The following is a 6,036-nucleotide window of genomic DNA, read 5'->3' on the forward strand; positions in this document are numbered from 1 at the left end:
CCTGCGGACTGCCCACGCCCGCCAGCACCATGACCTCGACGACGAGTTCGGCATCCAGACTGATCGTGACCTTCGCCATGGGCGGGACGGTAGCACCGGCGCGCAAACCGTTCGCCACCGGTGGCGCCGTCTGCGTACATTCGGACATATGACAGCCCTCGCGATCCGGGCGCGGCACCGGCAGGCGCGGTTGTGAGGGGACGCCGGCACTCCACGGAGCAGAGCAATGGCAGAAGCGACCTCGCGCCATGACCGGCCCCTCGTCGCCATCCTCAGTGGCGCCGGTGTCTCCACCGATTCCGGGATCCCTGACTATCGCGGGCCCAACGGGCTGTGGCGGCGGGATCCGGAGGCGCAGAAGCTCGTCACGTACCAGTACTACATGGCTGATCCGGAGATCCGGCGCCGGTCGTGGCAGATGCGGCGCAAGAACCGGACACTGAACGCCGAGCCGAACGCGGCGCACCGGGCGGTCGTCGACCTCGAGCGGTCGGGGGTGCCGGTGCGGGTGATCACGCAGAACGTGGACGGCCTGCACCAGCTCGCCGGGCTGCCCGCCCGCAAGGTCCTCGAACTGCACGGCAGCGCACGGAGTTTCGTGTGCACCAAGTGCCATGCGCGCGGACGGATGGAGGACGCCCTCGCGCGTGTGGAGGCCGGTGAGGACGACCCGCCGTGCCTGGAGTGCGGCGGGATCCTGAAGTCGGCGACCGTGATGTTCGGCCAGCGCCTCGACCCGGCGGTACTGGGTCAGGCCGTCGCGGTCACCAAGGCCTGCCAGGTCTTCGTCGCCGTCGGCACCAGCCTCCAGGTCCAGCCGGCCGCGGGCCTCGCCGGTGTCGCGGCCGAGCACGGGGCCCGGCTGATCGTCGTGAACGCCGAGCCGACGCCTTATGACGAGCTGGCCGACGAGGTCGTACGGGAGCCCATCGGGACGGCGCTGCCCGCGCTGCTGGAGCGGCTCGCGGGCTGAAAGAGCGTGTCGTCGTAGCCGCCGCGTTCGAAGGTGAGCAGCCGCTGCTTGCGGTCGAGGCCGCCGCCGTAGCCGACGAGGCTGCCGGACGAGCCGATGACGCGGTGGCAGGGCACGATGATGCCGATCGGGTTCTTGCCGTTGGCGAGACCCACGGCGCGGGACGCTCCCCGGTTGCCGAGGTTCTCCGCGAGTTCGCCGTAGGTGCGGGTCTGCCCGTACGGGATCCGGCACAGCTGCTCCCACACGCCGCGCTGGAAGGGTGTGCCCGTGAAGTGCATCGGCAGGTCGAACTCGGTGAGTTCGCGGGCGAAGTAGGCGTCGAGCTGACGGATCGTCTCGCCGAACGGCCGCTCGTCCTCCTCGCCGAACGTCTCCTCCGCGGGGCGGTGCCGCTGCTCGGTCATGTACAGCCCGCTGAGCACGCCGTCGGTGGCGACGAGGGTGAGCGGGCCGTACGGGCTGTCGACGACGGTGTGCTGCCGGGTCGTCATGTCTGTTCGGTCTCCTTACGCGGGAAGGTGGTTGATGGGGTGGTCGTCCGACGCCCACAGGTACTGGACCGCGTAGGCCCGCCACGGCCGCCAGGCGGCCGCGCGTGCGGTGAGGGCGGCGGGCGTGGACGGCAGGCCGAGTGCGGCGGCGGCGCGCCGCATGCCGAGGTCGGTGGGAAGGAAGGCGTCGGGATCGCCGAGGGCGCGCATCGCTATGACCTCCACGGTCCAGGGGCCGAAGCCGGGCAGGCCGGCGAGCTGGGCGCGCGCCTTGTCCCAGTCGCTGCCGGGGTCGAGCTTCAGCGTGCCGTCGGCGAGGGCGGCGACGAGCGTGGTCAGGGTCGTCCGGCGGCTGCGGGGCAGCGCCAGGGCCTCCGGGTCGAGGGCCGCCAGCGCCTCCGGCGCGGGGAAAAGGTGGGTCAGGCCGCCCTCCGGGTCCTCCACGGGCACGCCGTGCGCCCGGACGAGGCGGCCCGCGTGGGTGCGGGCGGCGGCCGTGGAGACCTGCTGGCCGAGCACGGCCCGGACGGCGAACTCGGCCGCGTCGACCGTGCGCGGCACCCGTCGGCCAGGCGCCTTGCCGACCAGCGGCGCCAGCAGCGGATCGTCGCGCAGCTGGTCGTCCACGGCGACCGGGTCGGCGTCCAGGTCGAGCATCCAGCGGCATCGGCTGATCGCGATGGTGAGATCGCGCGGGTCGGTCAGCGACAGCCGGCAGGCGATGTGGTCGGGGTGCGGGGCGAGGGAGACGATGCCGTGCCCGTACGGGAGGGAGAGCGTGCGCCGGTACGCGCCGTCCCGCCACTCCTCCACGCCGGGCACGCCGGTCGCCGCGAGATGCCCGAAGAGGTTGCCGGGCTCGAGCGGTGCGCGGTACGGGAGCCTGAGCGCGATCACGCCGGGCGTCGGCGTGGCAGCGACCCGCCCGCGGGCGGCCCTCGCCCGCAGCTCGCCCGGGGCGAGCGCGAAGACCTCGCGGACGGTGTCGTTGAACGTGCGGATCGAGGAGAAGCCCGCCGCGAAGGCGACCTCCGCCATCGGCAGCGGCGTCGTCTCGATGAGCAGCCGCGCCGTCTGCGCGCGCTGCGCCCGGGCCAGGGCGAGCGGCCCCGCGCCGAGCTCGGCGAGCAGCTGGCGCTCGACCTGCCGGGTCGAGTAGCCGAGCCGGGCCGCCAGGCCGGGCACGCCCTCACGGTCGACCACACCGTCCTGGATGAGCCGGACGGCCCGTGCGACGGCGTCGGCGCGGGCGTTCCATTCGGGCGAGCCGGGGCTGGTGTCGGGACGGCACCGCTTGCACGCCCGGAAACCTGCCTGCTGGCAGGCGGCGGCGCTCGGGTAGAAGACCATGTTCTCGGCCTTCGGCGGCACCACCGGGCAGCTGGGACGGCAGTAGATCCGGGTGGTCAGCACGGCGGTGAAGAACCATCCGTCGAACCGCGCGTCCTTGGAACGGACGGCGCGCACGCATCGCTCGGTGTCGGTGTGCATGCCTCAAGGATGGCGGGTGCCGGGGACGGGTGGCTGGCAGGAATCCGACATCAGCGTCCGGCTGCCTGGGCCTCGGCGCGGCTCAGGCGGGAGATGCGAGGGCCGATTCGAAGGCCGCGTAGGCGCTGTCGTCGAACAGGACGAACCACACCTCTTCGACCGGCGCCGCGGCGGCCTCGAGGACGGTCCGGACGGCGATCCTCGCGCCGTCGTCCATGGGCCACCCGTAGACGCCCGTGGAGATCGCCGGGAACGCCACGGTCCGCGCGCCCAGCTCCGCCGCGACGCGCAGCGACTCGCGGTAGCAGGAGGCGAGCAGCGCCGAGCGGTCCTCGGAGGCGCTGTGGACCGGCCCGACGGTGTGGATGACGTGCTCCGCATCGAGGCGTCCGGCCGTGGTGGCGACGGCCTGCCCGATCGGAAGCCCCTTGCCGTAGTGGGAGGCACGCAGGGCCCTGCACGCGGCGAGGATCTCGGGGCCGCCCTTGCGGTGGATCGCGCCGTCGACTCCCCCGCCGCCGAGCAGCGAGGAGTTGGCGGCGTTGACGATCGCGTCGGCGTGCTGCTCGGTGATGTCACCGCGGACGAGGGTGACGGTCGGTGCGCTCTGCGTCATGGACCCCATCATCCTTCCCGGCGCCGGCCCTTCACGATCCGGCACGCGACCGCTTCCGGGGCCTGCCCCCTCGTCGGCGACGGCGGCGAGGCCCGCGTCGTTCGGGCATGACATGCGCAGCGAGCGGCTCACCGGTGAGCAGGCGGGCGCGCCGCCGGTGTTTCGGCGGACGGGCGGCGTCGACGACGTGGCGCAGCGCACTCGCCCGGGCTCGGCGTTCCGTTCAGCGCTGCCGCAGCCGGCGCCACACCGCCTTCGCCGCGTGGTGGCCCGACATGCCGTGGACGCCGGGGCCGGGCGGGGTCGCCGAGGAGCAGATGAAGACGGCGGGGTGGGCGGTCGCGTAAGGGACGCGGGCCAGCTTGGGGCGGATGACGGTCTGGAGCCCGGAGAAGGCGCCGCAGGCGATGTCACCGCCGACGTAGTTGGCGTTGCGCGCGGCGATCTCGGGAGGGCCGGCGACGGCGCGGGCGAGGACCAGGTCGCGGAAGCCCGGCGCGAAGCGCTCGAGTTGGCGTTCGACGACCTCGGTCGCGTCGCCTTCCCAGCCGGCCGGGACATGGCCGTACGCCCACAGGACGTGCTTGCCTTCGGGCGCCCTGGTCGGGTCGGTCACGCTCGGCTGGGCGGTGATGAGGAACGGGACCTCGGGGGGCCGCCCGGAGACGGCCGCGCCGAGGGCGCTCTCGATCTCGGCCGCCGTGGGGCCGATGTGCACGGTCCCTGCGGCCCTGGCCTCCTTGGCCCGCCACGGCATCGGCCCCGACAGCGCGTAGTCGATCTTGAACGCGGAGGCGCCGTACCGGTAGCGCCAGTACGCCTGGCCGAGGCCGGCGATCCTGGCGAGTGCGGTCGGTGAGGTGTCGAAGACGTACGCCCTGGCCGGCGGGAGCTCGTCGAGCCGCCGGACCGCGCTGCCCGTGTGGATGGTGCCGCCCTGGGAGCGCAGGTAGGAGGCGAGGGCGTCCGAGATGGCCTGCGAGCCGCCGCGCGGGACGGGCCAGCCGACCTCGTGCGCGGCCAGCGCGAACAGCAGGGCGATTCCTCCGGTGGCGATGCCGCTGGTGGGGGCGATGGCGTGTGCGGCGAGCCCGGCGAGCAGACCGCGGGCCTTCTCGCCGCGGAAGCGGCGGGCGAGCATGCTCGCGGGCCGGATCGCGTCCAGGCCGAAGCGGACGTAGCGGTACGGGTCGATGGGCAGCCCGTCCCAGGGCGTGCGCAGGAAGTCCGCGGCGATGCTTTCCCAGTGGCCGAGGTAGGGCGCGAGGAGGCGGCGATACGCGCCGGCGTCCGCCGCGCCCAGAGACATGGCGCTCTCGCCGACCGAGCGGCTGAGCACGGCCGCCGTGCCGTCCGGGAACGGATGGGCGAGCGGCAGTTCGGGGTGCAGCCAGGTCAGGCCGTGCCGCTCGAGGGGCATCGCGCGGAAGGCGGGCGAGCCGACGCCGAGCGGGTGGACGGCGGAACACGGGTCGTGACGGAAACCGGGGAGGGTCAGTTCCTCCGTCCTGGCACCGCCACCGACGGTGTCCATGGCTTCGTGGACGGCGACCGAGAAGCCGCGGCGGGCCAGTTCGACCGCGGCGGTCAGCCCGTTGGGGCCGGCTCCCACGACGACGGCATCGAGCATCGACGGCACCTTCGGACTCCTTCGTCAGCCGACGGCCAAGAGACCCAAGGATATTCCCGGGCACCGTCATCGCGGGCGGAGTAGCGTCCGTGCGCGATGAACAACACGATCGAAGACATGGCGGCGCGGCTCGCCGAGGTGCCCGGTGTGCGGGCGGTGGCGCTCGGCGGCAGCCGCGCTCGGGGCACCCACCGGCCCGACTCCGACTGGGATCTCGGCGTCTACTACCGGGGCGAGGTCGACGTCGCCGCCCTGGCGGCCCTGGCGTCGGACGTGACGGGAGAGCCGGTGGAGGTGGCCGGGCCCGGCGGCTGGGGGCCGTGGGTGAACGGCGGCGCGTGGCTCTCGGTGAACGGCGTGGCGGTGGACTGGATCCTGCGGGACCTCGACCGGGTCGAACGGGTCCGGGCGGAGTGCTGGGCCGGGCGGTTCGAGACGGGCGTCCAGCCGGGGCACCCGCTGGGCTTCTGGTCGCCCGCGTACGTGGGTGAGGTCGCGCTGTGCCGCGTACTGGCCGACCCGGCGGGCGAGTTGACGGCGCTGCGGGAACGGACACAGGGGTATCCGGAGCCGTTGCGCCGCGCGCTGGTCGACGCGGCGTGGGAGGCGGACTTCTCGGTCGCCGCCGCGGCGAAGTCCGCCGGGGCGGCGGACACGCTGCATGTGGCGCTGTGCCTGTCACGTGCGTTCGGGGTGCTGGTGCAGTCCGTGCACGCCCACCACCGGGTGTGGTGCCTCAACGAGAAGGGCGCGTTGGCGGCGGCCGCGGCGCTCCCGGGCATGCCCGCGGACTTCGCCGCCCGCGTGTCCGCGGCCCTGACCGGCCTGGACC

At 73.9% G+C, this 6,036-nt stretch carries 6 protein-coding genes and 1 pseudogene; 2 read left to right on the forward strand and 5 right to left on the reverse strand.

Annotation, left to right across the window (positions count from 1 at the left end; all coding sequences use genetic code 11):
* Positions 1 to 79: pseudogene (locus tag ACWGH4_RS29290) on the reverse strand (DUF2191 domain-containing protein); the annotation flags it as partial.
* A 147-nt stretch (positions 80 to 226) separates the two neighbouring features.
* On the opposite strand from ACWGH4_RS29290, the gene ACWGH4_RS29295 reads away from it, so the two are divergent.
* Positions 227 to 973 carry a Sir2 family NAD-dependent protein deacetylase gene (locus tag ACWGH4_RS29295; RefSeq protein WP_441261645.1) on the forward strand — a complete coding sequence of 249 codons (747 nt, stop codon included), beginning with the start codon at positions 227 to 229 and terminating at the stop codon, positions 971 to 973.
* On the opposite strand, the gene ACWGH4_RS29300 is transcribed toward ACWGH4_RS29295, so the two are convergent.
* The 4 genes from ACWGH4_RS29300 to ACWGH4_RS29315 all read right to left on the reverse strand — a co-directional run bounded on the left by ACWGH4_RS29300 (position 892) and on the right by ACWGH4_RS29315 (position 5,213).
* Positions 892 to 1,467 carry a methylated-DNA--[protein]-cysteine S-methyltransferase gene (locus tag ACWGH4_RS29300; RefSeq protein ID WP_453466226.1) on the reverse strand — a complete coding sequence of 192 codons (576 nt, stop codon included), beginning with the start codon at positions 1,465 to 1,467 and terminating at the stop codon, positions 892 to 894. The genes ACWGH4_RS29295 and ACWGH4_RS29300 overlap by 82 nt on opposite strands.
* Positions 1,468 to 1,482: 15 nt before the next feature.
* Positions 1,483 to 2,958, reverse strand: a complete 1,476-nt coding sequence (locus ACWGH4_RS29305) for an AlkA N-terminal domain-containing protein (RefSeq protein WP_453466228.1) — start codon at positions 2,956 to 2,958, stop codon at positions 1,483 to 1,485.
* A gap of 82 nt (positions 2,959 to 3,040) precedes the next feature.
* Complete coding sequence (locus tag ACWGH4_RS29310) at positions 3,041 to 3,574, reverse strand: O-acetyl-ADP-ribose deacetylase (RefSeq protein WP_453466231.1); 534 nt, start codon at positions 3,572 to 3,574, stop codon at positions 3,041 to 3,043.
* 223 nt (positions 3,575 to 3,797) lie between these two features.
* A complete protein-coding gene (locus ACWGH4_RS29315) occupies positions 3,798 to 5,213 on the reverse strand; it encodes a phytoene desaturase family protein (protein WP_453466233.1) in 1,416 nt (471 codons plus the stop codon).
* Between the two features lie 87 nt (positions 5,214 to 5,300).
* Between ACWGH4_RS29315 and ACWGH4_RS29320 the strand changes: the two genes are divergently transcribed.
* Positions 5,301 to 6,036: nucleotidyltransferase domain-containing protein (locus tag ACWGH4_RS29320; protein WP_453466235.1), on the forward strand; the 736-nt coding region annotated here is incomplete at its 3' end.

The sequence above is a fragment of the Streptomyces sp. NPDC054847 genome, assembly GCF_053610925.1.